Raw genomic sequence first — 22,102 nt, 5'->3', positions numbered from 1 at the left:
GGTTAGTCCTCGAGATCAGGCCCGACATTGTGGCCCATCATTGAATGTAGCTTGCGCTCGATCATGGCTTCGATATCGCCGCCCTTCATGCCGAGCAGATCCTGCAGAGCATTGCGCAGTTGCTGCTCCGACGAATGCGCGCCGCCCGAGCCAAGCTGATCGAGCCGCACCAGATTTGACTGCACAGTGAGATATTCACCGCCCTCACGGTGATCGAGATTTTCGCGCGAACGCATTTCGTTGCGATCCATCACGCCGTTCTGCCCAAAGGCGGAATATAGTGCGGCGCGACCGGCACTATCGGTCGCCATCACCGCTTCACGGTTGAATTCTGCGTAGACCTTTTTCCGCTCGCCCACGGGCAGCAACTGCTTTTTCGCAGCCTGTTCAATCTTCTTCAGCAGCGGGTTGAGGCGGAGCGTCTGCCAGCCGAGCAGCAATTGCTCGATGCCGGAGCCCCACATCGTCTGTCCTTGCGCAGCATGGCCGATCAGAATGGGCAACATCCCGAACCACCGGCACACTTCCTCAACATCCCAGCGCCTGCTTTCCAGCAACTGCGCATCCGCCGGCTTCATTTGCAGCGGTACGAATTTGAAATCCTTTTCCAGAGGCATGACTTTGCCCGCCATCTCCGGGCTGTTCATGAACTCAGCGAATATATCGATCAGATCGGCCCGTTGCTCCGGCTTGAGGTTGGTAGTGCCGGTTTCCATAAAACCCGATATTTGCAGGCCTTTTGCAAATGCATTGCTTGCCGTCCGATTGGCCGAAAGAGCACTGCCGATGGTCCGCCGTCCGAATTCCACGGCTGACAGACCAACATCGCCGCCAAACGTCATACCGCGGAGATGGAACACCTTCTCGGCCGGAAGCTCTTCCAGTTTCCCACGGTCGCGAAAGCGATAAATACGCTGCCCGTTCCTGCGCACCACGTCGGTCAGATCGGGCCGCATAGGGGTCAGCGATGTAACGCGATTACCAAGCGTGCTTTTTTCCGCATAGGCGTTGCCCCACAGATCCATAGCCGCGACCTGCCCGGCCCAGAACTCGCTGGGTGTCTGGTCTGCATTCGGGCTTTCATGCAGCAAGTCATACAGCCAGTGGCCATCTTGCGCCCGCCGACCGCCGCTTTCACTCTTGCTGTAGACACCGCAACCCATCGATCCGACCAGTTCGGACTTAAGGGCAATGCAGGCCCATGCGGTGGAGAGGCCGAGAGTGGACTTTGGCGTCACCCGGTCCCCGCCCGCACCGCCGCTAATATTGAACATGATGCGGGACGGCTCATCTTCAGGCGCACCGCTCAGCTTCGCCGAACTGTCTCCGGTAACATAACTCCATGCGGTGGAAAGCCAGTTAGCCATCAGGCGGCCGCCCGCATGGCCTGAATAAAGCTGTCCACGCCACCGCCCTCTTCCTCGGGCACCAGCATCGGAGCGGTTGCATTGATCATCGCGTCCACTCCATCGATCTTGTTCGCACTGTTGGGCAGCTCCTTTTTCGGGAGCAGGCTTCCATCCACTCTGCGATCGACAAATGTATTGCCGACCATCCATGTCATCACCGGGTTGGCATCGTGCCTCAGGCGGCCCGGTCCAGACTTTACGCGCGCCTCAATGGCTTTCGCGGGGTCTGTTGTGTTCGCGGCCTTCTTGGCCATCTGCACCGCGAAAGGTTCGCCGCCATCGTCAAAATCTTCATTCAGGCGGGCCGCCATTGCGAGGCCGCTATTCCACTGGTCGAACGTTGTGCCGTGGACGCTCAGTTCTTCTTTCAGCCACCTTATTGTGTCTTCGATAACCCGGTGGTCGATGAAATCGCCCTCGGTCTTGATCAACGCGCCGTCTTCCACCCAGCGCTTATACAGCTCTGTAACCTGCTTCACCTTGCTGTCGGTGCTGCCCAGCCGGGCTTCCGGCAGGAAAAACCACGTCTTCACCAGCAATCTGCCATCGGCATCGAGCGCGGCCAGAACCAAGGCGGATAAGTCATCCACATTGGACAGGTCGGCGCCAATCCAGCAATCGAGACCGCGAAAGTCTTCAATGCTCAGCGTTTCATCGCCGCACGCCTGCCACTTCGCCACACTCAGCCATGCCGATGCCGCGCCCGACCAGATATTCAGGCGCTTGGTTTTAAACTCGTTTTCAGCCGCCGGATTTTCTTTCGCTTCCAGCGCATACTGTCGCAGCTCTTCAAGCTGAACCGATGCGCCGAGCAGCGGATTTGCCTTGCACCACAGATCCGGATCGAACGGATCGTCACCGACCTTGCGGCCATCGTCGTAATCTTCCGCCCTGTCGAGCGTCCAGATACATGCGAAATAGTGCTCCGCCTCAACCGATCCTTCCAGCACCTTCGTCGCGAAGGTCCGTTCTTCGTAGCAAGGGCCGTGAATGTTCGGCCCTGCTGTGGTGATCGCCCACATCAACGGTTGCTTGCGCGCCCCGAAGGCAGACCGCATCACGTCATATAAGCTACGATCCTTGTGAGCGTGGAACTCGTCCAGCGTTACAAGATGCGGATTATGGCCATCCTGCGATTTCGATTTCGCATGCAGCGGCTGCATATATCCGCCGTTTTCATCACACGTTATCGACTTTGCCCAAGGCGTAATCAGGAAAGCTTCCTGCAGATCTGGCGTCTTTTCAACCATCCGCTTGGCCGGATGAAACACCTTTTTCGCCTGATCGAAGGTAGTGGCAACGGTGAGAACCTGCGGCCCGACCTCATCTTCGCAGCACAGGCAATAAAGCGATACCCCGGCCGTCTTGGTCGACTTCGCGTTCTTACGGGCTACCTCTTCATATACCACCGTGAATCGGCGCAGCCCGTTTTCCTTCCGACGCCAGCCGAACACGACGGCGAGAACGAATATCTGCGCTGGCTCGAGCGTGATGGTAGGAGTGTCCCACACGCCCTCAATATGCGGCAGCTTCTCGATGAAGTCGCACACGTCATTGGCGTGCCAGGCGGAAAACTTGTATCGAAACTCCTTCTTCCGTGATCGTTTCAGATCGTCCAGATGGCGCTGCGCAGCCAGCCGCGTATATTTGCAGTGCCTGCGCTGCTTTTTGTCCTTCGCCGCCTTGCGCGCATAGTCGAGCGCGATGGCGGCATAATCTCTAGCGTGGCCGGTTTCCGTTGCGCTTGAAGGGGTTGGACGTTTTGCCGCCATCAACCACACCTCCACTCGCAACACGGCTTTTTCGCCCGGCAATGCCGAGCAGTTCGGCCATCCGCCGCGCTTCGGTCAGATACGCAGCCGGGGGCGGCTCACCGCTGGCAAAGGCCTTCCGGATCATCGCTTCCAGCGAACAATATCGGGCAAACAAACTGCTGTCCGTCTCACTGTTCCCGGTCGCCATCACGCGCCCGTGCTCTTCTTCCCAGACCAGCTCCGCTTCCGCCGTAAGATAGTCCGGCATCCGCAAAGGATCATCGGCAACAATGATCTCGATTTTGGAATCATCGCGGCAGGGCTGAAGCGTGCCACGCGCCGCCTTGCTGGCTGGCGGCTCAGCCTTCCTTCCTCGCTTCATTCTGGCCTCCGCAACGGGGCCGAAATTTTATTCAACCCAAAAAACTTAAATCGCACGCGCAAAAAAAGTGGGACCCCGCCGGTCCTACGGCGGATTCCCCCTGACTTTCGACCCGCCCCTACCCCCTTCGGCGCTTGCGGGCTCTCTGAGCCTCTTTTGCGGTCTTGGCATTGCTGCAATCCCTACACAGGCCCTGATAGTTGCTGCGTTCGCCGCAGCCGCCCTCAGAAAGCGGAATGATATGATCCGCGATCTCTGTTGCAGACACACGGCCATGCGCCTGACATTCTCTGCACAGCGGCTCTTCAACAAGCACACGTTCGCGCATCTGTTCATGCGCGCGGCCATATCCACGCGCCTGTCTGCTCGCCCGAGCGCTGGTTGCCCACGGCTTAGGCTTACTGCGCCGCATGCCGAGAGTAACTGTGGGAGGTGATTTAGGCACAGGCCGGACCTCCCGAAATCAAAAAGGCCACCGCCCGAAGACGATGGCCTTGAAACTGGTCGGCAATGATTGCGGCTCTGTTGCCGAAGGCCTCGCCGGACACATCTCCGGACTTTCTATTTATGACCATTTCACCTTTTGTTCTATGTGTCAAGCCGCTATCTCCGCAAGGCCTTCCAATGCATATCGTATCATACGCACATCGTCTTCATCGGCGCGTATGCCTGCTCTGCGATCAGCGAACAGCAGCCGGTCGAGCCAGTCAGGGCCGCAGTCTGGATGCACATCGATGACCAGCTGATAGAACGCTCTGCGGATCTGCGGGCCAAGAGTGTGAACCATGCACAGGCTTTCATTCAGCCACTCTTCCCGCTTCAAAACCTTGGCATGATCGATGGCAATCACACTGCCTGAGGATGATCCTGCCAGCGGGCTCTTGTAGCTGCCGGTCGAATAGGCTGCCCAATAGGCATTGCTGATCGCCCGCGCAGTATCGAGCAAGGCCTTTGCCTCCGACCCTGCCCCCAGCAATCCGGCACGATAAGCGCGGCCAATGGCGTCGCATCCATCCTGACCGTATAGCGCCTGCATCGCCTGCGCCCGCTCTGTGCCCTTGTCATAACGAGGCAACCCGGCTCGAATTGCCCGCCCATTGCGCTCCCGCTTAACGTTTTTCCTTTTGCGACCTGATCTAGCCATTAGCTGCCCTTCTTATCGGCTGTTCGACTTGGAAGCGTGTCCAGCGTACGCCAGACCCGATGGCTGCCCTCGCAGCCGCCATAATTTTCGATTGGAAGTGATCCTCAATCCACGACCGCTGAAACTCGCTGGACGTGACCACCACAACGCCCGGAGCATCCCAAATCAGAGCGCATCGTTCGATCCATGTCTCATACGCTGTTTGGCCAAGTTCCGTCCTCAGAACGTTATGAATGGCCGCCGACCGATCATCTTCGTCTGCTTTGGCCACGGGTGGCGGAAGAACATCCTTGCCCTTGCCGCCGGCTGACCGCTGCGTTGTGAGGTAAGCAAAGCTCACGCCAGCCTTGGCATCCCGCATGATCTTTGCATGATCGCTGATCAGCCACTTGGTCAGCGCAGCATCCCAGTCACGCTTGCAGCCCACGGCTCGGGTCTCGGAGTGCCAATGGCATCGAAACGTCTCGCAAACCGCCTCATACGCCCCGCTCGGCCATTGCTCGACCAGCTTTCCGGCTGTGGGCGGCAGTTGATCGACAGGCGGTGGCGACCAGTCACTGGGCAATCGGGTTCCACGGGAGGGCCGTTTTCCACTCCGCCCAGACTTGGCGGGTTTTCCCTTCTCCAAACGATCATCAAAATCGGCAGTGGGGGCCTTATCAGCTTTAGCTGATAAGGGGGGTATAGGTTCCCTAAAAGGTTCCGTGTCCCGTTTTTGGGACTCTTTACGGGAAAAAACGGAACTGTTCCGTTTTCGGTACTGTTCCGCTTTCGGTACTGTTTCAGACGGCGGATCGGACTGCGTGCCTTCCCTTCCGGCCGCCAGCCGATAGACCTTCACCTGAGAGGTTCGGCCCCGGCGCTCCCCGGTGTCTTCAATCAGGGGAAACATACCGTCTTCCAGCCGCTGCAAAGCGGTTATCACTGTTTTTCGATTAAGGTCGCTGAAGTCACAGAGCCATTGAACTGAAGGAAAAGAGCAGTGATTGGCATCCGCGCAGGATGCGAGCCCCAGCAAAACCAGTTTCGCCGAAGACGAACCGGGGCGTTGCTTGGCGGCCCAGCTCTGGGTTTCCCAGCTCATTTGCGCCTCCACACACGCCAGAATCCGGAAATGTTCGGCCCTCTCACCAGCCGTTCGAAGGATTGCGGCTTAACCAGCCGGCGCGTGCCGTCGCGATAGATGAGCAGATAGGTATCGGGCTGGCGCATCATGCGGCCCTCCCGTCGGCTGGCTGGATCAGCGTCACGACCACACAGCAACGCGTCTCGCTGCGCATCTCAACCGTGGTTACAAACCGCGCATCATCGCATTTCAGAGCATCGGCGATGCCGTCCCGCCCGGCCTTGAAGCTCGCCGGTACATTGTCATCATCGCGGCTGGCCCGGTCCGGGGGAAAGAAATCCAGCCGGATAGCGATCTTGCCATCCGTTCCGGCATAGCCAGGTACTTGCAGCCCGGCTTCAAGCGCCAGCGCCCAGCATGCCCGGCGATAATCCTTCTTGGCCCGCGATTTAACGGTCCAGTGGCCCCGGAAGTTTGGTGACAACTCGACCGGCGGGAACGGCACGATCACGCGCGGCCCAGCCGGAAGGTCGGTGATATCGTCAATGGGCCTCGGTGCGGGGCGCGGGCGCGGGGGTTTCTTTTTTCTCTTTGAAGCCTTCGGACGCCAGCCGCCTGAGAAGATGGGTTTTCGGTTCGCGCTCATATAGGCATTTCCGAAATCGGCTTGCCGGGCTTTTTCAGCCCATATTTGCGCTGTTCCTCGGCCAGCAACCGCCTTTCCCGTTCCAGCCGGGCCTCTTCCACGGCGAAGCGGCGCTGCTCCAGCTCGCGTTCTTCCGCATCGAAATCCACCGCGACGCCATCGAACCGGTTTGCGGTCTTTTCATACGGGTTGCAGGCAGGCAGCTTTAACGCCTCTTCCACAGCTTCAATCGGGGGTGGCCATGCACTGCTGCCCAGTATGTTTACCAGCGATGTTCGGATAGTGTTCGGTTTCACGCCCGTGCGGCTGGCAAGCTCTTCCAGCCCTTCGCCGTTTTTCAGCGCGGCATGCACCTCTTGCAGCCGCTGCATCTGCACCGGCGTGACGACACAACGCCGCAATCTGTATGTTCCATAGCTCATTTGTCTTTCCCGAAAGGTTCCAGCCATGGGCTGGGCGGCAGGCCCATATCGGCCCGCATCTGGCGTGTGGTTTCTAGGATTTTCAGCCGCGCCGGACTGTAATGGACACGCACGAACCGGCCCCGCGCATCGCGCGGCTGTTTCCGTGTTCCTTCTGATCGGAACAGGCCCAGTTCATGCGTGCCCGGCTGGACCATGATTATTCAGGCGTGCCGAACATCATGGGTAATTCGGTTTCAACCTGCACCCGCTCGCACGCTTCGCGGAAACTGTGGTCGAATGTCCGGTCTGCCCGCCAGAGCTGATAGTAGAACACCAGCCCTTCCGCCGTCTTGCGATAACGCAGCCGCGCCGCCAGCCGGTAAATCGGCCCCTTATTGAACACCGGAATCCCGATCAGGAACAGGCCCGGCACGCGCAGCGGTGCACCCACATCGTCCACATGCTCTGCTACGAACTGAACCTGCCCTTCGCCAGAAGAAAGGTTGATCGCCTCTTTCACCGCAGAGCGTTCATTGACTTTCAGACCGACGGAAAGTTCGATCAGCTTGGAAGGGCTGGCAATGGAACCGCCCACCGTATTGACGAAACGCTGCATATCTTCCGGCAGGCTGTCCTCACCGGGGATCAGGTCCAGAACGTCAATAATCCTGTCTTCCAGAAAGGCGGCAAACTCTGCCATCTTGAAAGGCTCGCCGTCATACTTCGTCCAGGCTTTCCATTCATCCGACAGCGGGAATTGGAACAGCGACCGGTGCAGGCCGTAACGCGGATCGGATTCTGCGCCAGCCCGGTGATAATCCAGTACGGCGGTGATGGAGGGCTTTGTGCGATCATCGATGGCGAACAGCACGCTGTCAGCGTCCTTGAAGCGGTTCACATGGTCGATCAGGCTCTCGATCGCTGTCAGTGAAGCCGTGCCATACCGCTGAGACGGTGCACGGCGATATTCGTCGAACACTTCGCTGGGGATCACCTTCGTGCCGTGCGAGCTGATCTGAACAATCGCTTCAACGCCTGTACCCGGCTCAACAAGCGTTTCGATCTCGGGCCTTTTATAGGTTTCAATGATTTCACGGACTTCCGCGGCCGTGCCGCGCTGTTGTGCAAAGTCGGACATGCCGATCTCCTTTCGTCAGGGGTAAAGGGGTCAGGCGTCGCGCATCGGCGCGCTGCCTGACACGTCACGAATGCCGAACAGCTGCTTCTGGCCGGGGCGCGTGCGCGTCATGCGATGATCTTCGGTCGCCCACATGATCGATTTGGCGCGGCTGGCCTCAGGTTTGGCCGCCTTGAACTTCGCCTTGATTTCGGTGACGCCGCCTTCCTGAACGAAGTCCAGCGTGATAGTGATCTTGCCCTTGGACTTGCCGCCAGACCTCCACGCATGTTCCTGCATGGTTGCAGCCAGATCCTTGATCGCGTCATAGCAATCGGCATCGAACTGCCCGTCTTCCAGAGAGCGGACAAACTCGCCCAGCGTGTTGCACGCGCCGGGAACATGCCCGCCATCGGCCGCCACGGATGGCTGATCGATGGTTGCATCGGGCCTTTCTGCCTTTTCGTTCATGATACTCACTCCTTATGGCCGCCCCGCCCATCGGCGCGGCTTCGATGCATCGGCGGAGGTGCTGGCAGGGCGTCACGCACCGCCAGCCGGTCCGGTCAGGTGGAACCGTTCCCGGCGATGGATTGCAGGATCGGAAGAAGGTCACCGGCCCTTTTGGCGAGCATGGCCCGCTCGCTGTGGTCGATCACGCCATCTTCCAGAAATTCGTTGCCCTCGGCGACCAGCCGGGCTGATTGCGCCAGCGCCCGCAGCATCGTTGCATCCGGGCACAGATCCAGCGGGGCCGCGCTGAACCCCATATGCCGGGCCACACGGGCAAAGGCTTCGGGTGGCAGGATCGCAAAGACCCGCATAAACACGTCCAGCGGCATTTCCGGGCCGTCCGTCTCGACATAGGATCGCAACTTGCGCTCTTTATCGCCGGTCGCCGCGGCCAGATCGGCCCAGCTAATGCGGCGGCCATGGCCCACAAACATGCGTAACGTATCGGCAACCAGCCGTTTTACGCTGGGGATGGAATATTCCGGCATCATTTCCATGGGCAAACCCCGCTGCGCCGCACAATAAGTCGGCATGGCAAAACACGGATGGAATGAAGTGCCCGGCGGAGACGGACAGGGGGGAGTTCCCCGCCGGGCAGGCGACCCGGAACGCGCTTATGCGGCGTTCTCAGGGCTAACGGGTCAGTCATGGGGCGGCGTCCGGCTGGCGGCTATGCCCTGCGGTGGGACACCTCCACGGGGACGGATTGACGCCGCCCCCGCTTCGGTCACGGTTGCAATGTCAGAAACAACCGAAAGGCGAATGAAATGGACGAACCGCTTAAGAAACTTGATACGAGCATGCACATTCTCATGCTCGAACATCTCACCCTGCATTTGTGGGCAAACATCCTGTCTTCTCAGCCTGATCCCGTCAAAAGCGCACAAGAGTGCGCACGCGGAAGTCTCAGTGAGTTGGACACTTATGCCGAAAAGAGAGCCGAAACGGCTAATGAGGCTTATCATCCAGCTACTCAACTTCTCCTCCATCACACGGAGTACTTCTGGGCGATGGTTGAAGATCTCGTTCAGAAGCGAGCAGAGAGGGAAGGAAAGCTATAGGCCCTTTGCCGAAGCTGCGGCGGATTGCGTTCAGCATCTTGCGGTGGGCATAAACCTCCCGCGCATCCCGTCGACGCTCCACCCACGTATGGATAGCCTGTTTCTTGATGATCCGGGGAGCGCTCACGCCGCCTCCTCCGCTGTCAGGGAGGCATGCGGGCAATCGACGAAGGTGCAGGCTTGGGCGGCGGCGCTGTCCAGCCGGGTTTCGCACACCGCGCACAGCACGGTCCGGTTTTCCGGCAGCGCCTCTATTTCAGCATCGCTCAGCGCCCAGTCGGGCTTTGACCGGGCAGCGGCTACGTCGTCATCGTCCGGCTTGGATAGCTGCCAAGGCTCGACCGATTCTAATACATCGATTTGTTTGTCGGTGAGGTCGGCAATGGACGGATGACGCCAGCCGGTCTGACGAAGAAGGTATATTGCCAGTGCTCGGGGAGGAGTTCGTCTCCCGTTAGCAATCATGCTCGCATAGGACTGGCTAATCCCCGTCGCTTTGCGGATTTCTCTGGAGGTCAACTTTTCCATGCCGCAAACATCACATAATGTGATTTTAAGTGCAACTGAAAAATATCACAATCTGTGTGGCGCGATTGAGTTCACAATCTGCGATAATAAGGAGATGCAAGAGCGCGACGATAAAAATGGCGGGCCCAACTATCTTCGCGCGTGGCGAGAGTTTCGCCATATGTCTCAAGCGGAGCTGGCGGAAGCAGTCGGCACTAACCAGAACATGATAGGGTATCTGGAGAGCGGTGAGCGGGGATTGTCAGCCAAATGGTTGAGGCGCCTAGCGCCGGCATTGAAGACCCAGCCAGGCTTCATTCTGGAACACGACCCTTCCACTTTACCTACCGATATTATCGAAATTTGGGTCAACGCATCTGCAGAAGAACGCAAACAACTTATTAGCGTAGCGCAGGCGTTGGTTCGCAAAAATGGAACTGTTGGATAACGGGGGAAGATATGACGGAATCTCTGGGCGGGAACGGCCAGCCGAAAAAGCGCGGCTGCATGTTCTGGGGGCTGGTCGGCATCGGTGTCATTTTCGCACTGGGCGTGATCGGCGCGCTTTTCGGAGATCCGCCGGCACAAACCGGCCAGCCGGGCGTCAGCGCTGGTGATAGCCGGATCGCCGGGGCGCCCGAACAATCTGCCCCCGCCGCCCGCCGAAACGATCCGGGGATCAGCGCGGCTGAATTCACTGCCATCAAAACCGGGATGACGCCTTCTGAGGTGGAAGCCATCGTGGGCTCACCCGGCGAAGTTATCAGCGAAAATGAACTGGGCGGCATCCGCACTATTATGGTTCAGTGGGATGGTGAAAACGGATTTGGTGCCAATGCTAATGCCATGTTTCAGGATGGCAAACTGATCCAGAAATCCCAGTTCGGCTTGAAGTAAGGCCCGCTCATGGCTGCTACGCAACTGAAACGCCCTCGCAAGAAGATCTTCCAGCTGGTGGGCGAAAGCTTCGATAATCCCGACGGCACCAGCCGCCAGACTATCCTTCTCTCCACCGATCCGGGGGAACCCGCTTATCTCAGGCGTGACCCGGATAACCCTAAAGACCCTAACGCAATTGCAGTGCTCGACGCGCTCGACCGGCAACTGGCCCATATCGCCGCAGAGGACGCGGCCATTCTGGCACCTTTGCTCGATAGCGGCGACATACCGCGCGCCAAAATCCACCAGATCACCGGCGGCTTGCGGAACTATCCCACGATGGGCTGTGAAATCTCTCTCGCATGGGAAGGCCAGAAACCCCACCGCCATCGGCCCTTGCAAGAGGATCAGGCCGCATGGCGCAAAGCGCAGGTAAAAAAACGGTTAAAAACCTCAAGCACTGGCTGCCTCGGGATGATCCTTCCGGCCGCTTTTCTAACCAGCACCGCCCTGATCGCCACCAATTGGCCTTTATGACGATACCTCGCCTTTTCCTTACCGCCTGCGTGCTAGTCCTAATAGCACTTCCAGCCGGGGTGCAGGGGCAGGGAAATGAGCATCATGCCGCCCAGAGCGAAATACAAAGCGCTGATAGCCTGAACGGTGGTGAGGCGGGTCCAAGTCCCTTTCGCGGATCTGTCACTGAAGTAATTGCCGCTGAGGAGAATGAACACAACCCACAATCCCGGCAGGCCGAGGAACCAGATACTGCTGTAAATTGGACTGCCGAGCAGTCCGCAGAAGAAAGCGCGAAGGCCGCCATCCGTTCCGCTAACGCGGCTGTGTATGGAATATGGCTGGGCTTCGGCACGCTGCTTTCCGCCATAGCCGCTGCCGGCTTCGCTGGCCGGGCGGCTCAACACACCAGAAAGGGCAGCGAAGCCGCTATGAAGAGTGCGCAGACCGCTGCCGAAACGCACCTCGCGTTCCTCAATGCCGAACGTGCCATCGTACGATTGCAAGAATTTGTTTTTCAGCAAAACACTGTCGATCATCTCTCCGTCGACTGGGAGTTTGAACTGACTGTAATCAATCGGGGAAGGAGCAGTGCCACTCTGGTAGAAATAGGCTGGGACATAGGAAATGGGCCAGTCTTCGGAGACTGCGAGTCCTGCTTTTACACGACTAAATTCATTCCTGTCGGAGAATTGGTCGACAACATACGGATACCCATTCAGCAAATACCGGACTTTCCGTTTTTTATCATGGGTTTTTTCAAATATGAAACTCTGACAAATACCGCCTTCACCACGTATTTTTGCTGTCAGGTTAGACGCCTGAGCGAGTTCTCGAGCGCTATGACGATGAGAGAATATTCCGCCACTCCACACATCTGCGCTGACATGCCCAAAGACACCTGAAACAGCCAGCATACTCGCTAACAACCAACCCACCATCACTAACCTCACAAATTCCCGCGCAGCAGGGGCTGCGGCCTAATCGTCAGAAATCGATAATCACATTTTGTGAATATTTCAAGTTGACAGAAGTTCACATATTGTGATTATCTAGCCTCCAGAAACGAACTGGAGGCATCATGTCACTCAATTCTGGAAGGCCGCCTCGCGCACCATGCTTCGGCGTCAGCGAAGAGGAGATAGCGGCCGAACTGCAGCGTCATCCGTCTCTGAGCCTTCACGCGGCGGTGAGCCGGATTGAAACCCGCAAGGCCTATGCCCGGCGCGGCCAGCCGTGCCCGCCCTCGCTGATCGATATCGTGGCAAACAAAGACGCTGCCGCTCTGGCCCGCGCCCTCGCCGATATCCGCGCCTTCGGGAAAGCCCATGCCCGCCCCAAAGGTCGCGCGGCATGAGCGATCATAACTGGAAAGCGGGCGATATGGCGCTCTGCGTTCACGATGGTGGATGGAACCTGCTCGATGGCACCGATGCGGAAGGCCCAAACGCAGGCGAGATAAACACGGTTCGCCGCGTTGGATCTGATCCCGCGGGCGTGATCGGCCTCTGGTTTGAAGATTATCCCGGTGATCGCCCCTGTGACGGATATCCGGCGAAGAGCTTCCGCAAAATCCGGCCTCATGCCCCCGATGCCGAAGACGCTGAAACGATCCGCCTGCTGAAACGCCAGCCGGAAGCGGCGCCATGCTGAGCCCAGCCCAAAAGGCCAGCCGCGAACAGCGCGTGCTCACCTATATCGCTGGCTATTGTGAAGCCCATGGCAGCATGCCGCCGAGCTGGCAGGAAATTGCCGATGCCTGCGGTCTGCACCGCCGGGCCTCTGTAGGCCCGATTCTCGATCAGCTCGAACAGCAAGGCCATATCCGCCGCCTGCCAATGCGCAAACGGGCCATCGCACTGTGCCACCCGGTCGCCATACCCCGTGCCCCTGCCACTGGCGAACCGCTCTATTTCATCCAGCCGTCCTGTGGCGCGGAAAAGAGAGAGGATGCCGCATGATCGCCCGCATCGCCCCGGCCATTGGCCTCGCACTCGGCGCCAGTGCCGCCGGTGTGGTTTTCGCGCTGGCCGAATGGCTGGCCCATATTTCGGAAGGAACCCTGTGATGCAGCACGGCACCCCGCCCGATCCATACTGGGACGCAAAGGAAAAGCGCGCCGCCCGCCGCTGGCTGGCCGCGATTGCCGCCATCGTCCTCATCATCCTCGCCACAGGCGCCCGCGCCTTCTGGCTCTCCCTGTAAACGGAGGCGGAATTATGAACCCCATACTGAAAAACTGCCCGTTGCAGCCGCTGGGTGTCACCTTGCAGGAACAACGCTGCGTCTTTCGCAAACCAAGCGGCGTGATCGTAAAGCAGTTGCAGGATACAGTCAGTGTATCATGGCTATCTGCGGTTTTCAGTGAAGAAAACAGATCGGCATGGTGGCTCATGAAAGATCATCCAGCGCGGGAAGATATCGCAAAGGCGCTGATCGCAGAATGTCGCCACCTTGACCTATGGACCGATGCCGATCTGCGTACCAGAGGAGGCCAGAACAGCGCGATTGGCGATCTGGAAGAGGCACTGCGTAAAGCGAAGATCGAGACTGAGGATGATACTGCCTGGATCCTGTCCGGCATGTCCGAAGAGCAAAGAGTTTTGCTGGCAAGGCACTTGCTGCCGGTGGTGTCGGCCTATCAGGAAGCCGGCCTCCGAAGCGGGAAGGCAGAATCCACTAAAGCCCCAACCAGCGCCGCAAAGCAACGCGCCATCGCCCTGATCGAAACCCACGGCCCCGAAGTGCTCGACACAATCGAGCGCCTCGCAAAGCTGTGCGATGGCGTTGGGGAGCACGCGGCATGAGACAGCCACCCTCCCCCTGTCTCAATGGCTGGACTTTTCCCGATCACTATACCGATGCTGCCTGCCATTATACGCATGCAGTTCGCACTGCCGAAATCAGCATCTTTTGCGAGCGTGCCTTGCCAGCCGTGCGGGCTGCGGCACGCGAATGCGGTTATGCGCTCGCTATCCACGGTTCGCAGCAGCGCGATCTCGATATCGTTGCAATTCCATGGACTGAAGAGGCTACGAATACGGAGCGTTTGCTGAATGCAATCGCCAGAGCAGTGCATGACGAAACAGGCTGGGGCCATTGGCACGATCAGCCCGCTTTAAAGCCTCACGGGCGCGTGGCTTACACGATAACAGCCAGCGCCGAAGTACATATCGATCTCAGCATCATGCCTCGTTCTGGCCAGCCGCCTTCATCGATCTTCGAAAGGGAGCATGTGTGATGGCCAGTGACCTCACCCCATACGGGCAAGGCCGTGAATGGGCTCGATTTAAAGGCCCGCACCGCCGCCTGACCTGCGAGGAGGCGATGGAAGCACATGGCTACGATCTGGATAGTCCGGAAGCGGAACGTGAGGCAGCGGTGCCGACGCTGTTCGGCCTACTCGGTCTGGATGATGCGGCGTGAGCAGCAAGGAAATCACCCCCGAACCCGCACAAATGGCGGGACAACGCCCCAAAAGCGGCACGGAGGAAATCGGTATGAAAACCTTCTCGAAGGCCGATCTTGAAAGGAATGGCCAGCAAATAAGTGGCGAAAATCCGCAGGCGGAAGACTTGGGGAAATGCGTCGGTTGCTGCGCGCCGTTACTCGCAGGGCACGTTGTAACCGTATGGGATGACGAAACAGCGCACTACGATTGCGACAACCCCTATTCCCTTAAGCGAAATCCAATGGCTGACGGGATTGACGAAAGCCCGCCGCCAGTCGTCATTCTAGGCAGTCCTGCAAGGTATGTCGATTTAGGCAAGGTGATTGCCTGCCTCGGCACCCAATCCAGCCAGAGCGAAGACACCGAGGCCCTGCAAGCCGAGAATGAGAGGCTGCGGGATGCAGTCGCTAACCCGATTGTTGCGGAGATAATTCAGGAAGTCGCAAAGGCGACCACCAAATTTCCCACTTGGCCGACACGTATAATAGACGCTGGCAACGTAGTCAGCGAAGAGGCGGGCGAACTTGCAAAAGCCTGCCTTCAAGTCACCTACGAAAAGCACAAGGAAACTATGGAAGGCGTTCACACCGAAGCGGTGCAGACGGCAGCGATGTGCATTCGCTTCCTCATGAGCATGGAGGTCTACGACACAACCCCTGGGCCTCAGCATTCGCAGCGCCGTGACCACGACAACGCAGCACTCGAAGGGAATGGGTAGATGGCCTTCATGGATCTACCACTCGACGCCCCCGAAAAGCCGAATAAAGGCAAGGAAGGCGGGGCGTGTAACCGGCGATCATGTCAGGCTGAGCCGGCCAATTGGTATAATCACGGCAGCAATCATTGGTATTGCTCCGATTGTCGCCGCGACATCGAATTTGACAACTTCAACCTGCGTGATTGGCAAACCAATTGGCAGCCTCATGTTGGGCACCCGATGTTTGAAACACGCGAGATGATGAATGAACGGGAGCGCTCGAAATGACCCGCCCCGCCAGCCGCCCGATCCCGAAGACGGACCTGACCCCATACGGCATGGGCCGCGAATGGGGCCGGCACCGGGGTCCCTATGCCCGACTGACCAGCGAGGAGGCCATGGAGAAGCACGGCTTCGATCTGGATAGCACCGAGGCCGAAGAGTTCATCGCCGGCGCGGAAAGCGTCTGGTCGGACGGATTGGAGGATGATGAGAGATGATCGCCAGTCAGGATGATGGGCGCCCCGCGCAAGTCGCCGGCCCCCTGGGCAAGCCGCTTACGATGGAGGATCTGCCCGCACCGGATATCAGGCGTTGGGTTCCCCGGCGCAAAGCGGAAGTCGTCGCGGCCGTGAATGGCGGTCTTCTGACGCTGGTCGAGGCGCTTGAGCGCTATGGCCTCACGCCGGATGAATTCGCGGAGTGGCAAAGGGCGCTCGCGCGCTCCGGCATGGCCGGCCTGCACGTCACCCGTATCCAGCATTACCGCCACAGGGAGCGCGACCAATGACGAAACCCATCGCCACCCGTCAACGCGGCAACCGCATCGAACCGGCCTGCAACACGCCCACACAGCGCCGCAGGCAAGCCGTCACTAACGCCGAATGGATGAACCGCCCGCGTGAAAGCCGGTCCATTCTGGCGCGAATATTGGGGAGATAAGCATGGCCAGTCTCGCAACAGAACTACCCCGCCAGATCCAGCGCGTGCAGGAGGAAGTCATTCCTTTGTACGAAAGCCTGCGCGGAATGCCGAACGTGATGGTCGAACCGACGATCGCCATGATGAAGCACGCTTGCAACGAAGCGATCAAAGCGGCTGCTTCGGGCGATGTCATCGCAATGATGCGGTGGCACGAAGAATTGAAGGGGATCGAAGCATGACCGACCCCCGCGAAATAGCTGCCGGGCTGAGTGAGGCGCAAAAGCGTAAGTTGGCCGCAATCGGAGATGGCCAGCCGGAAGAGTTCGCCCTCGGGCAATATGGTTTATTTCTGATCGAGCGCGGATACGCATTCGTCAATGAACTTGGTGCCCGACACCTGACCGATAAAGGCCACGCCACCCTCCGCGCCATCCTGAAAGGTGAAGACGATGCAGAGTGCTGACATGGAACAAAAAGTGACTGATGCAATTGCCTTTGCATTGTGGGGTGCGGATTTCAACCCATTCGAAAACCCGGAATATAACGATTTTTATCGCGGGATAGCTCAATCCGTACTCGCCGCAGCAGAACCCTACATCGCCGCGCGCGAACAAAAGGCGCGGGAGGAAGAGCGCGAGGCCTGCGCGAAGGTGGCGGACGGTTGGATGCAAGTTAGCGCATTAACAGGCGATTGGGACACTCAGACCGCGCAAGAGACAGGTCACAAAATAGCCGATGCCATCCGCAACCGGGAGTGCGGATGATGAGCGCAGATGAACGCTTAGCCCACTGGTCTCCACGAGACCTCATCAAGCACATAGCCACGCTGTCACAAGGATTTGCAGACGCTGCGGGTATAGGAGGTATGGAGACCGCTGGCCGGATCATATCATACCTCGCGGAGCATCCCGAAGATATTGAGCCATTTCTAAACGGCGGGGTTATGGAGCTGCCTGACAATTGGTACGCGAAGGGGTGCCTTACATGGCACGCGATGGATGGGAGGATAGTCAGCCCGGAAGAATATCGCCGGGCCAAGGTCATCAAAGAATTGGAGAAGGGGAAATGAGCGATCGCTTGCTTCGCCTACCCTCTGTCGTAGAGACCACAGGCCTGTCCAGACGGACAATTTACCGGAAGATGGATTGCGGTGAATTCCCGCGATCTGTCCAGATCAGTGCCAACGCAGTGGCATGGCGGCAGAGCGATATAGACCGATGGATTGAAAACCCTCTGGAATGGCGGGGCGCGGCCTGATGCGGGTATTTATGGGGGTATCGACACAAGCGAAACCCTTAAGAAACTTACAATTAAGCCAGTAAAAGAGCCCTTTTCGACGGACACCCTGTCCGCCATCTCTTTCTGCGCTACCGCGCTCTGCGCTACTTGAGCGCGCGGCTCCGAGTTCGAACTTCGTCCCGAACTCTCCGCCATTTGTTACTGACCGCATAAGCCCCCGGATTTACACGGAAAACTGGGCCGCAGCCGCCCGCCGTCGTTCATTGCCAATCGCCCACAACCACAATATTCTGTGGGGAAGCGGTCATGGGCACTCCAAGGCAAAGAGACATTCGAAGCTGATTCCGGAGATGGCGACTATGCGGACTTTTCTGACACCGGTCTTATTTTGAGAACGAACAGTTCTGCTAAGTGAAGTTGACTTCCGGCGCAGTGACCTGACTTATCAGGCCTCCAGTATTCACAGCACAATAGACAGGCTTAGGCGGGCGAGCGGCTCCATCGACGCGCCTACACACCCAGCTTCTTGCTTCCATTGACTTCAATGACTGCGACAATGCCCGATCTGTTATCGTGGGCAGGTTTCGCTTGATGTCGCTGAAATGGCTTGGTGTATGGAGCGACGTTAAAATCGGCAAAGTCCATGACCGACGCAGTAAGGGCTGATCGTCCTCTGCAGAGACATCCTCAATCTTATTGGCGATGACTGCGACTGCCCTCCCCAACTGTGTGAGCCGGAATTCCGGGCGCAATGGATGACCGTAGCCAGGGTTTCGCTCAATCAGGCCAAGGTCAATCAAGTGATCCATACTTTGCGCGAAGGCGGTCCTGCTTGCGCCGGTCGCAGCCAGCAGCGGCGCTTGCCGTCCGGCGACGCCTGAATGCAGCCTCGATAGTATGGGCATTGCCCAAGCCCGCGAAGTGATGTTGACAAGCAAATTAATGTCCATAAAGTATAGTTAGTATATTTTCAATCGAAAGGAAAGCCATGTCACTCGTTTCCGTAGATCACACCATCACGATTGCCATGTCGGTCAAAGATCGCCGTGCGAGCGCGGAGTGGTACAAAACCATGCTGGGATTTGAGGTGCTCTACCATGCTGATGACGCAGGCTGGTCAGAACTTCGGACGAACACGCCCGGTGTTACCATTGGCTTTGGCGAGCACACAAAGCCTGCGCCCGGCAACTGCGTACCAGTCTTCGGAGTCGCAGACCTGGATTCTTCTCGGCAGAAACTGGAACAGGCCGATGTCCGATTTGATGGCGAAACGGATGTTGTTGAGGGAATGGTCAAAACCGCAACATTCTACGACGCTGACGGCAACGCGCTGATGCTGGCTGAGGATCTGACCGGAGGCGCCGCCTAAGGTTTGAGGTTCTGACCGGACCCGGGGCGTGTTGTGCGGCTTAGTCGCAAAATACTTCTCCAACGGCCGTCGTTCAAGATCGTCGCAGCGTTCTTTCGAGTGGGGCTGCGGCGCTCACTCGCCGCACCTTGTTTCGGAGACTGGTTCAGGCACTGGAACTGATCTCCGCTGCAACCCAGCTGACCAGCTGAGCACGTGCGTGTGCGATATGAGGCGTCGGCCATTTTAGAGGACTATGGCGTAGGTAGAGTTCTCGGTTTCGCCGTCTTCGGCCCGGCAGCCCACACCTCCACCGGCGAATAGCGGCGACTAAGGGGTTCAGGCGCGCAGCCCCACGACGATCGCGCCACTTACCTTCGCGGCCTCACGCTCGATCCAATTCGAAAATGCTCTGTACTTCGGGTTGGAGGTATTGGAGTGTCTGCGTTGTCAGGTAATGGCGGATAGTCCTCCCCTGCGGCGCATGGTTCGTAAGCAATTCCCGCTTGTGGAACCCGATGGCCGCAGAAGATTTTGCCATATGTGATCCATTTTATGGGGACAAACCGGGCAAACGGCAGTTTGGCTATCAGAACCGTCAAGTCGCGCTGCCAGCACCGCCGATAACGGAGAAAGCGCGCATGGTGCAGTTCCAGACTAGCTGTAAATTGGCCTCATGATTTCCGGACACAGGCGCAGATCGGGTCAAAACGCCTCCACGGAACAGGCAGGCTCTGTCGACACGCTGCAGGCAACCTCGCAGCATATCGATTTTCTGCTGATCGGCGGAGGTATCGCCAGTGCGTTCGCCGCCGAAACGCTGCGGGCGGAAGGCGCAGCGGGGTCTGTCCTTATATTATCTCAGGAATCGGTTCGCCCGTATCATCGGCCGCCTTTGTCCAAAAAGATGCTGCTTGCCGATATTGAAGAGCGGATTTTCATCCATTCCGAAAAATTCTATCGTGACAAAGCGATCGATCTGCAGCTCGATACAACAGTGGTTTCGGTCGACACGGAGAACCGGACCGTGGCGACCGCGAAGGGTGAACAGATTCATTACGGCAAGCTCCTGATCGCAACCGGAGCAAACCCGAAACGCCTTCTCATCCCCGGAGCGGATCTCAGCGGCATTCATACGCTGCGCAATGTCAACGATGCCAGTGCGATCCGAAGCGACACTGCCCGCACTCGCCATGCCGTAATTCTGGGCGGCAGCTTCCTGGGAATGGAAACGGCCATGACGCTGGTCGAGCTGGGCATCGACGTCACGATTGTCGAGGAAGGCCCCCGGCTTCTGCCCTATATCGAATCCACCGCACTTTCCGATTATTTCCAGACCTATGTCGAAAGTCGCGGCGTCACGGTTTTGCTGAACGATAGGGCGGCCGCCTTTCACGGTTCCGAATGCGTTGAGGGCGTCGAAACCGTTTCCGGGAGAAAGCTTCGCTGCGATCTCGCTATCGTCAGCATCGGAGTTGAACCGGCGAGCGACTTTTTGCGCGGCAGCAATATCGCTCTGAAAGACGGGCGCATCGTAGTGGATGCGCTTCTCAACACCAATGTGCCCGAAATATTCGCCGCAGGCGATGTGGTTGCTTTCTACGATCCGGTTTTTGCCAGCCGCCGCCATATCGAACATTGGGACAATGCCGGAAAACAGGGTCGCCTTGCGGCCAGGAATATGATCGGGCGACGTCTGCCTTATGATGAGGTTTCCTATTTCTTCTGCGAAATCGGGGATATCGGCTTCAATATGCTCGGCTGGCCCAGGGAAACACAGGACCGGATCAGCCGCGGAGCCATCGAAAGCAAATCTTTCGCCCTGTTCTATCTCAGGAACGATATTCCGCGTGCCCTGCTTTCCATGGGCCGGCCTGTCGACGAAACCCGCCGTATCGAAAGCATGATCCGGCATCGGTTCAATATCGGCTCGGTCAGGGACCGGCTGAAAGACCCGACCTTCAAGCTCGACCATACACCGACACAGACCGCGCTTGTTCTTCAGGGAGGCGGTGCGCTCGGCGCTTTCGAATGCGGCGTGGTCAAGGCACTCGAAGAAATGGAGATATTTCCCGATATCGTCGCCGGCGTATCTATCGGCGCCTTTAACGGAGCGATCATTGCCAGCCACCCGCGCGATGCCGCATCGGCGCTCGACGCGTTCTGGAGCGAATTATCCGTTCTCACGCCGGACGTGCCGTTCGCAGGTGGCGAGCAGGCTTTGTCCGCATTGCAAATTCTCACACTGGGCGTGCCCAATTTCTTTCAGCCCCGCTGGATGCAGCCTTTCGCTGCGCTCAACGGCCCGCCTTTCAACTGGACGAGTTTTTACGACACCGCACCGGTGAAACAGCTTCTCGCAAAATATGTCGATTTCGCCGCTTTGAAGCGCAGCCCGGTCCGCCTGCTGCTCAGCGCCGTGAATGTGGCAACGGCTGAGCTCGATTTGTTCGACAGCTATGTGGACGATCTTACCCCGGATCACATTCTCGCCAGCGGCAGCCTTCCACCGGGCTTTCCCTGGACGAATATCGACGGCAAAGCCTATTGGGATGGCGGCATTGTCAGCAATTCTCCCCTCGACATTCTGATCGAGCGTTGCGGACCGGATGGGAAACGGGTGTTTGTGGTCGACCTGTTCGCCGGGGACAGTCCGCTGCCCGCCAATATGATGGAAGTCCTGCTGCGGCGGGAAGAAATCGTTTATACGGAAAGCATCAGAAGCGACCTGCGCCATCGCGAAACGATTGCGGCCTATCGAAAGCTGGTCGGCCACCTCGTCAGTCGTCTCGATCCTGCCGAGGCTGCCAAGGTGCGGAATATTCCCAGATATATTCAGCTTATGGGAGATGAGGGGGCGACAACCATCACGCGATTTGCACGAAAGAAGCAGGAATCCCCGTCATCCGATTACGATTTTTCCCTGAAAAATATTCGGAAACTGCAAGCTGCAGGCTATGCTGCCGTTCAGGAAGCGCATGCCGAACCGGGATTGCATGACGATCGTCGCGAATAGGATATTCCCACAAGCGAGCGGCTCTGTTG

General features: G+C 58.1%; 39 protein-coding genes. 23 read left to right on the top strand and 16 right to left on the bottom strand.

The genetic code is table 11. From position 1 onward, the window contains the following. Positions 1 to 2: 2 nt before the first annotated feature. The 13 genes from D6851_RS02535 to D6851_RS02480 all read right to left on the bottom strand — a co-directional run bounded on the left by D6851_RS02535 (position 3) and on the right by D6851_RS02480 (position 8,932). Entirely contained in the window at positions 3 to 1,367 is a 1,365-nt protein-coding gene (locus D6851_RS02535; RefSeq protein WP_120323272.1) for a phage portal protein, read from the bottom strand. Continuing rightward, positions 1,367 to 3,181 (bottom strand): terminase large subunit, encoded by a 1,815-nt coding sequence (locus tag D6851_RS02530; protein WP_120323271.1) that lies wholly within the window; start codon positions 3,179 to 3,181, stop codon positions 1,367 to 1,369. Before D6851_RS02530 ends, D6851_RS02535 begins: the two co-directional genes overlap by 1 nt. Beyond that, positions 3,129 to 3,545, bottom strand: a complete 417-nt coding sequence (locus D6851_RS02525) for a hypothetical protein (protein WP_120323270.1) — start codon at positions 3,543 to 3,545, stop codon at positions 3,129 to 3,131. Before D6851_RS02525 ends, D6851_RS02530 begins: the two co-directional genes overlap by 53 nt. A 118-nt stretch (positions 3,546 to 3,663) precedes the next feature. After that, on the bottom strand, positions 3,664 to 3,873 hold the full coding sequence (locus tag D6851_RS02520) for an HNH endonuclease (RefSeq protein ID WP_238473899.1): 210 nt from the start codon (positions 3,871 to 3,873) through the stop codon (positions 3,664 to 3,666). 267 nt (positions 3,874 to 4,140) lie between these two features. Beyond that, complete coding sequence (locus tag D6851_RS02515; protein ID WP_147395410.1) at positions 4,141 to 4,620, bottom strand: hypothetical protein; 480 nt, start codon at positions 4,618 to 4,620, stop codon at positions 4,141 to 4,143. A gap of 61 nt (positions 4,621 to 4,681) precedes the next feature. After that, positions 4,682 to 5,773 (bottom strand): DnaA N-terminal domain-containing protein, encoded by a 1,092-nt coding sequence (locus D6851_RS02510; RefSeq protein WP_120323267.1) that lies wholly within the window; start codon positions 5,771 to 5,773, stop codon positions 4,682 to 4,684. Continuing rightward, positions 5,770 to 5,904, bottom strand: coding sequence for a hypothetical protein (locus D6851_RS18155; RefSeq protein ID WP_274379034.1), 135 nt, complete (start codon positions 5,902 to 5,904; stop codon positions 5,770 to 5,772). The genes D6851_RS02510 and D6851_RS18155 overlap by 4 nt, the downstream gene beginning before the upstream one ends. Then, a complete protein-coding gene (locus tag D6851_RS02505; RefSeq protein WP_210210311.1) occupies positions 5,901 to 6,401 on the bottom strand; it encodes a hypothetical protein in 501 nt (166 codons plus the stop codon). The genes D6851_RS18155 and D6851_RS02505 overlap by 4 nt, the downstream gene beginning before the upstream one ends. Beyond that, positions 6,398 to 6,823: a hypothetical protein gene (locus D6851_RS02500; protein ID WP_120323266.1), complete on the bottom strand. Its 426-nt coding sequence runs from the start codon at positions 6,821 to 6,823 to the stop codon at positions 6,398 to 6,400. Before D6851_RS02500 ends, D6851_RS02505 begins: the two co-directional genes overlap by 4 nt. After that, complete coding sequence (locus D6851_RS02495) at positions 6,820 to 7,020, bottom strand: hypothetical protein (protein WP_120323265.1); 201 nt, start codon at positions 7,018 to 7,020, stop codon at positions 6,820 to 6,822. Before D6851_RS02495 ends, D6851_RS02500 begins: the two co-directional genes overlap by 4 nt. A 2-nt stretch (positions 7,021 to 7,022) precedes the next feature. Beyond that, a complete protein-coding gene (locus D6851_RS02490; protein WP_120323264.1) occupies positions 7,023 to 7,943 on the bottom strand; it encodes a DUF2303 family protein in 921 nt (306 codons plus the stop codon). 30 nt (positions 7,944 to 7,973) lie between these two features. Further along, positions 7,974 to 8,393, bottom strand: a complete 420-nt coding sequence (locus D6851_RS02485; RefSeq protein ID WP_120323263.1) for a hypothetical protein — start codon at positions 8,391 to 8,393, stop codon at positions 7,974 to 7,976. Positions 8,394 to 8,488: 95 nt separating this feature from the next. Continuing rightward, positions 8,489 to 8,932, bottom strand: coding sequence for a hypothetical protein (locus D6851_RS02480; RefSeq protein WP_120323262.1), 444 nt, complete (start codon positions 8,930 to 8,932; stop codon positions 8,489 to 8,491). 270 nt (positions 8,933 to 9,202) lie between these two features. Here D6851_RS02480 and D6851_RS02475 point away from each other — a divergent pair, with 270 nt between their 5' ends. Then, complete coding sequence (locus D6851_RS02475) at positions 9,203 to 9,496, top strand: hypothetical protein (RefSeq protein WP_120323261.1); 294 nt, start codon at positions 9,203 to 9,205, stop codon at positions 9,494 to 9,496. 123 nt (positions 9,497 to 9,619) lie between these two features. On the opposite strand, the gene D6851_RS02470 is transcribed toward D6851_RS02475, so the two are convergent. Further along, positions 9,620 to 10,024: a helix-turn-helix transcriptional regulator gene (locus tag D6851_RS02470; RefSeq protein WP_120323260.1), complete on the bottom strand. Its 405-nt coding sequence runs from the start codon at positions 10,022 to 10,024 to the stop codon at positions 9,620 to 9,622. Between D6851_RS02470 and D6851_RS02465 the strand changes: the two genes are divergently transcribed. From D6851_RS02465 to D6851_RS02455, 3 genes are read left to right on the top strand one after another with little or no spacing between them, the layout of a single operon-like run. After that, entirely contained in the window at positions 10,023 to 10,451 is a 429-nt protein-coding gene (locus D6851_RS02465) for a helix-turn-helix domain-containing protein (protein WP_120323259.1), read from the top strand. The two genes, D6851_RS02470 and D6851_RS02465, sit on opposite strands and share 2 nt — an antisense overlap. Positions 10,452 to 10,462: 11 nt before the next feature. Then, a complete protein-coding gene (locus D6851_RS17900; RefSeq protein ID WP_210210310.1) occupies positions 10,463 to 10,900 on the top strand; it encodes a hypothetical protein in 438 nt (145 codons plus the stop codon). Positions 10,901 to 10,909: 9 nt separating this feature from the next. Next, positions 10,910 to 11,419 (top strand): HIRAN domain-containing protein, encoded by a 510-nt coding sequence (locus D6851_RS02455; RefSeq protein ID WP_120323258.1) that lies wholly within the window; start codon positions 10,910 to 10,912, stop codon positions 11,417 to 11,419. Positions 11,420 to 11,457: 38 nt separating this feature from the next. Here the strand turns inward: D6851_RS02455 and D6851_RS17520 are convergent, their stop codons facing one another. Further along, on the bottom strand, positions 11,458 to 12,339 hold the full coding sequence (locus tag D6851_RS17520; protein ID WP_147395409.1) for a hypothetical protein: 882 nt from the start codon (positions 12,337 to 12,339) through the stop codon (positions 11,458 to 11,460). 140 nt (positions 12,340 to 12,479) lie between these two features. Here D6851_RS17520 and D6851_RS02440 point away from each other — a divergent pair, with 140 nt between their 5' ends. From D6851_RS02440 to D6851_RS02370, 17 genes are all read left to right on the top strand, one after another. Beyond that, positions 12,480 to 12,755, top strand: a complete 276-nt coding sequence (locus D6851_RS02440; protein WP_120323255.1) for a hypothetical protein — start codon at positions 12,480 to 12,482, stop codon at positions 12,753 to 12,755. Then, on the top strand, positions 12,752 to 13,051 hold the full coding sequence (locus D6851_RS02435; RefSeq protein WP_120323254.1) for a hypothetical protein: 300 nt from the start codon (positions 12,752 to 12,754) through the stop codon (positions 13,049 to 13,051). Before D6851_RS02440 ends, D6851_RS02435 begins: the two co-directional genes overlap by 4 nt. After that, positions 13,045 to 13,359, top strand: coding sequence for a LexA family protein (locus D6851_RS02430; RefSeq protein WP_120323253.1), 315 nt, complete (start codon positions 13,045 to 13,047; stop codon positions 13,357 to 13,359). Before D6851_RS02435 ends, D6851_RS02430 begins: the two co-directional genes overlap by 7 nt. A gap of 106 nt (positions 13,360 to 13,465) precedes the next feature. Further along, positions 13,466 to 13,603 carry a hypothetical protein gene (locus D6851_RS17670; protein WP_183029949.1) on the top strand — a complete coding sequence of 46 codons (138 nt, stop codon included), beginning with the start codon at positions 13,466 to 13,468 and terminating at the stop codon, positions 13,601 to 13,603. A 14-nt stretch (positions 13,604 to 13,617) separates the two neighbouring features. Next, a complete protein-coding gene (locus D6851_RS02425; protein ID WP_147395408.1) occupies positions 13,618 to 14,205 on the top strand; it encodes an aldo-keto reductase family protein in 588 nt (195 codons plus the stop codon). Next, the gene (locus D6851_RS02420) at positions 14,202 to 14,639 is read left to right on the top strand and encodes a hypothetical protein (protein ID WP_120323251.1); all 438 of its coding nucleotides are present in this window, start codon (positions 14,202 to 14,204) and stop codon (positions 14,637 to 14,639) included. Before D6851_RS02425 ends, D6851_RS02420 begins: the two co-directional genes overlap by 4 nt. Further along, complete coding sequence (locus D6851_RS02415) at positions 14,636 to 14,824, top strand: hypothetical protein (RefSeq protein WP_147395407.1); 189 nt, start codon at positions 14,636 to 14,638, stop codon at positions 14,822 to 14,824. Before D6851_RS02420 ends, D6851_RS02415 begins: the two co-directional genes overlap by 4 nt. Continuing rightward, positions 14,821 to 15,567, top strand: coding sequence for a nucleoside triphosphate pyrophosphohydrolase family protein (locus D6851_RS02410; protein WP_147395406.1), 747 nt, complete (start codon positions 14,821 to 14,823; stop codon positions 15,565 to 15,567). The genes D6851_RS02415 and D6851_RS02410 overlap by 4 nt, the downstream gene beginning before the upstream one ends. After that, positions 15,568 to 15,834: a hypothetical protein gene (locus D6851_RS02405; protein ID WP_120323248.1), complete on the top strand. Its 267-nt coding sequence runs from the start codon at positions 15,568 to 15,570 to the stop codon at positions 15,832 to 15,834. It abuts the gene before it with no gap. Next, the gene (locus D6851_RS02400) at positions 15,831 to 16,046 is read left to right on the top strand and encodes a hypothetical protein (RefSeq protein ID WP_120323247.1); all 216 of its coding nucleotides are present in this window, start codon (positions 15,831 to 15,833) and stop codon (positions 16,044 to 16,046) included. The genes D6851_RS02405 and D6851_RS02400 overlap by 4 nt, the downstream gene beginning before the upstream one ends. Next, entirely contained in the window at positions 16,043 to 16,336 is a 294-nt protein-coding gene (gene sciP, locus D6851_RS02395; RefSeq protein ID WP_120323246.1) for a CtrA inhibitor SciP, read from the top strand. The genes D6851_RS02400 and sciP overlap by 4 nt, the downstream gene beginning before the upstream one ends. Next, positions 16,333 to 16,488 (top strand): hypothetical protein, encoded by a 156-nt coding sequence (locus tag D6851_RS17665; RefSeq protein WP_183029948.1) that lies wholly within the window; start codon positions 16,333 to 16,335, stop codon positions 16,486 to 16,488. The genes sciP and D6851_RS17665 overlap by 4 nt, the downstream gene beginning before the upstream one ends. A 2-nt stretch (positions 16,489 to 16,490) precedes the next feature. Next, complete coding sequence (locus D6851_RS02390) at positions 16,491 to 16,709, top strand: hypothetical protein (protein ID WP_120323245.1); 219 nt, start codon at positions 16,491 to 16,493, stop codon at positions 16,707 to 16,709. Next, the gene (locus D6851_RS02385) at positions 16,706 to 16,933 is read left to right on the top strand and encodes a hypothetical protein (protein ID WP_120323244.1); all 228 of its coding nucleotides are present in this window, start codon (positions 16,706 to 16,708) and stop codon (positions 16,931 to 16,933) included. The genes D6851_RS02390 and D6851_RS02385 overlap by 4 nt, the downstream gene beginning before the upstream one ends. Next, complete coding sequence (locus D6851_RS02380) at positions 16,920 to 17,234, top strand: hypothetical protein (RefSeq protein ID WP_120323243.1); 315 nt, start codon at positions 16,920 to 16,922, stop codon at positions 17,232 to 17,234. Before D6851_RS02385 ends, D6851_RS02380 begins: the two co-directional genes overlap by 14 nt. Further along, positions 17,231 to 17,539: a hypothetical protein gene (locus D6851_RS02375; RefSeq protein ID WP_120323242.1), complete on the top strand. Its 309-nt coding sequence runs from the start codon at positions 17,231 to 17,233 to the stop codon at positions 17,537 to 17,539. The genes D6851_RS02380 and D6851_RS02375 overlap by 4 nt, the downstream gene beginning before the upstream one ends. Continuing rightward, positions 17,455 to 17,727 carry a helix-turn-helix transcriptional regulator gene (locus D6851_RS02370; RefSeq protein ID WP_338014722.1) on the top strand — a complete coding sequence of 91 codons (273 nt, stop codon included), beginning with the start codon at positions 17,455 to 17,457 and terminating at the stop codon, positions 17,725 to 17,727. The genes D6851_RS02375 and D6851_RS02370 overlap by 85 nt, the downstream gene beginning before the upstream one ends. 389 nt (positions 17,728 to 18,116) lie before the next feature. On the opposite strand, the gene D6851_RS18335 is transcribed toward D6851_RS02370, so the two are convergent. Next, positions 18,117 to 18,614, bottom strand: a complete 498-nt coding sequence (locus D6851_RS18335) for a winged helix-turn-helix transcriptional regulator (protein WP_420797084.1) — start codon at positions 18,612 to 18,614, stop codon at positions 18,117 to 18,119. A gap of 83 nt (positions 18,615 to 18,697) precedes the next feature. Between D6851_RS18335 and D6851_RS02360 the strand changes: the two genes are divergently transcribed. After that, positions 18,698 to 19,078 carry a VOC family protein gene (locus tag D6851_RS02360; protein WP_120323239.1) on the top strand — a complete coding sequence of 127 codons (381 nt, stop codon included), beginning with the start codon at positions 18,698 to 18,700 and terminating at the stop codon, positions 19,076 to 19,078. Between the two features lie 655 nt (positions 19,079 to 19,733). Further along, positions 19,734 to 22,073 (top strand): FAD-dependent oxidoreductase, encoded by a 2,340-nt coding sequence (locus D6851_RS02355; protein ID WP_120323238.1) that lies wholly within the window; start codon positions 19,734 to 19,736, stop codon positions 22,071 to 22,073. Positions 22,074 to 22,102: the final 29 nt, after the last annotated feature.

This window comes from Altericroceibacterium spongiae (genome assembly GCF_003610805.1).
Classification (GTDB): Bacteria; Pseudomonadota; Alphaproteobacteria; order Sphingomonadales; family Sphingomonadaceae; genus Altericroceibacterium; species Altericroceibacterium spongiae.
This window is presented reverse-complemented; position numbering and strand designations above follow the sequence as displayed.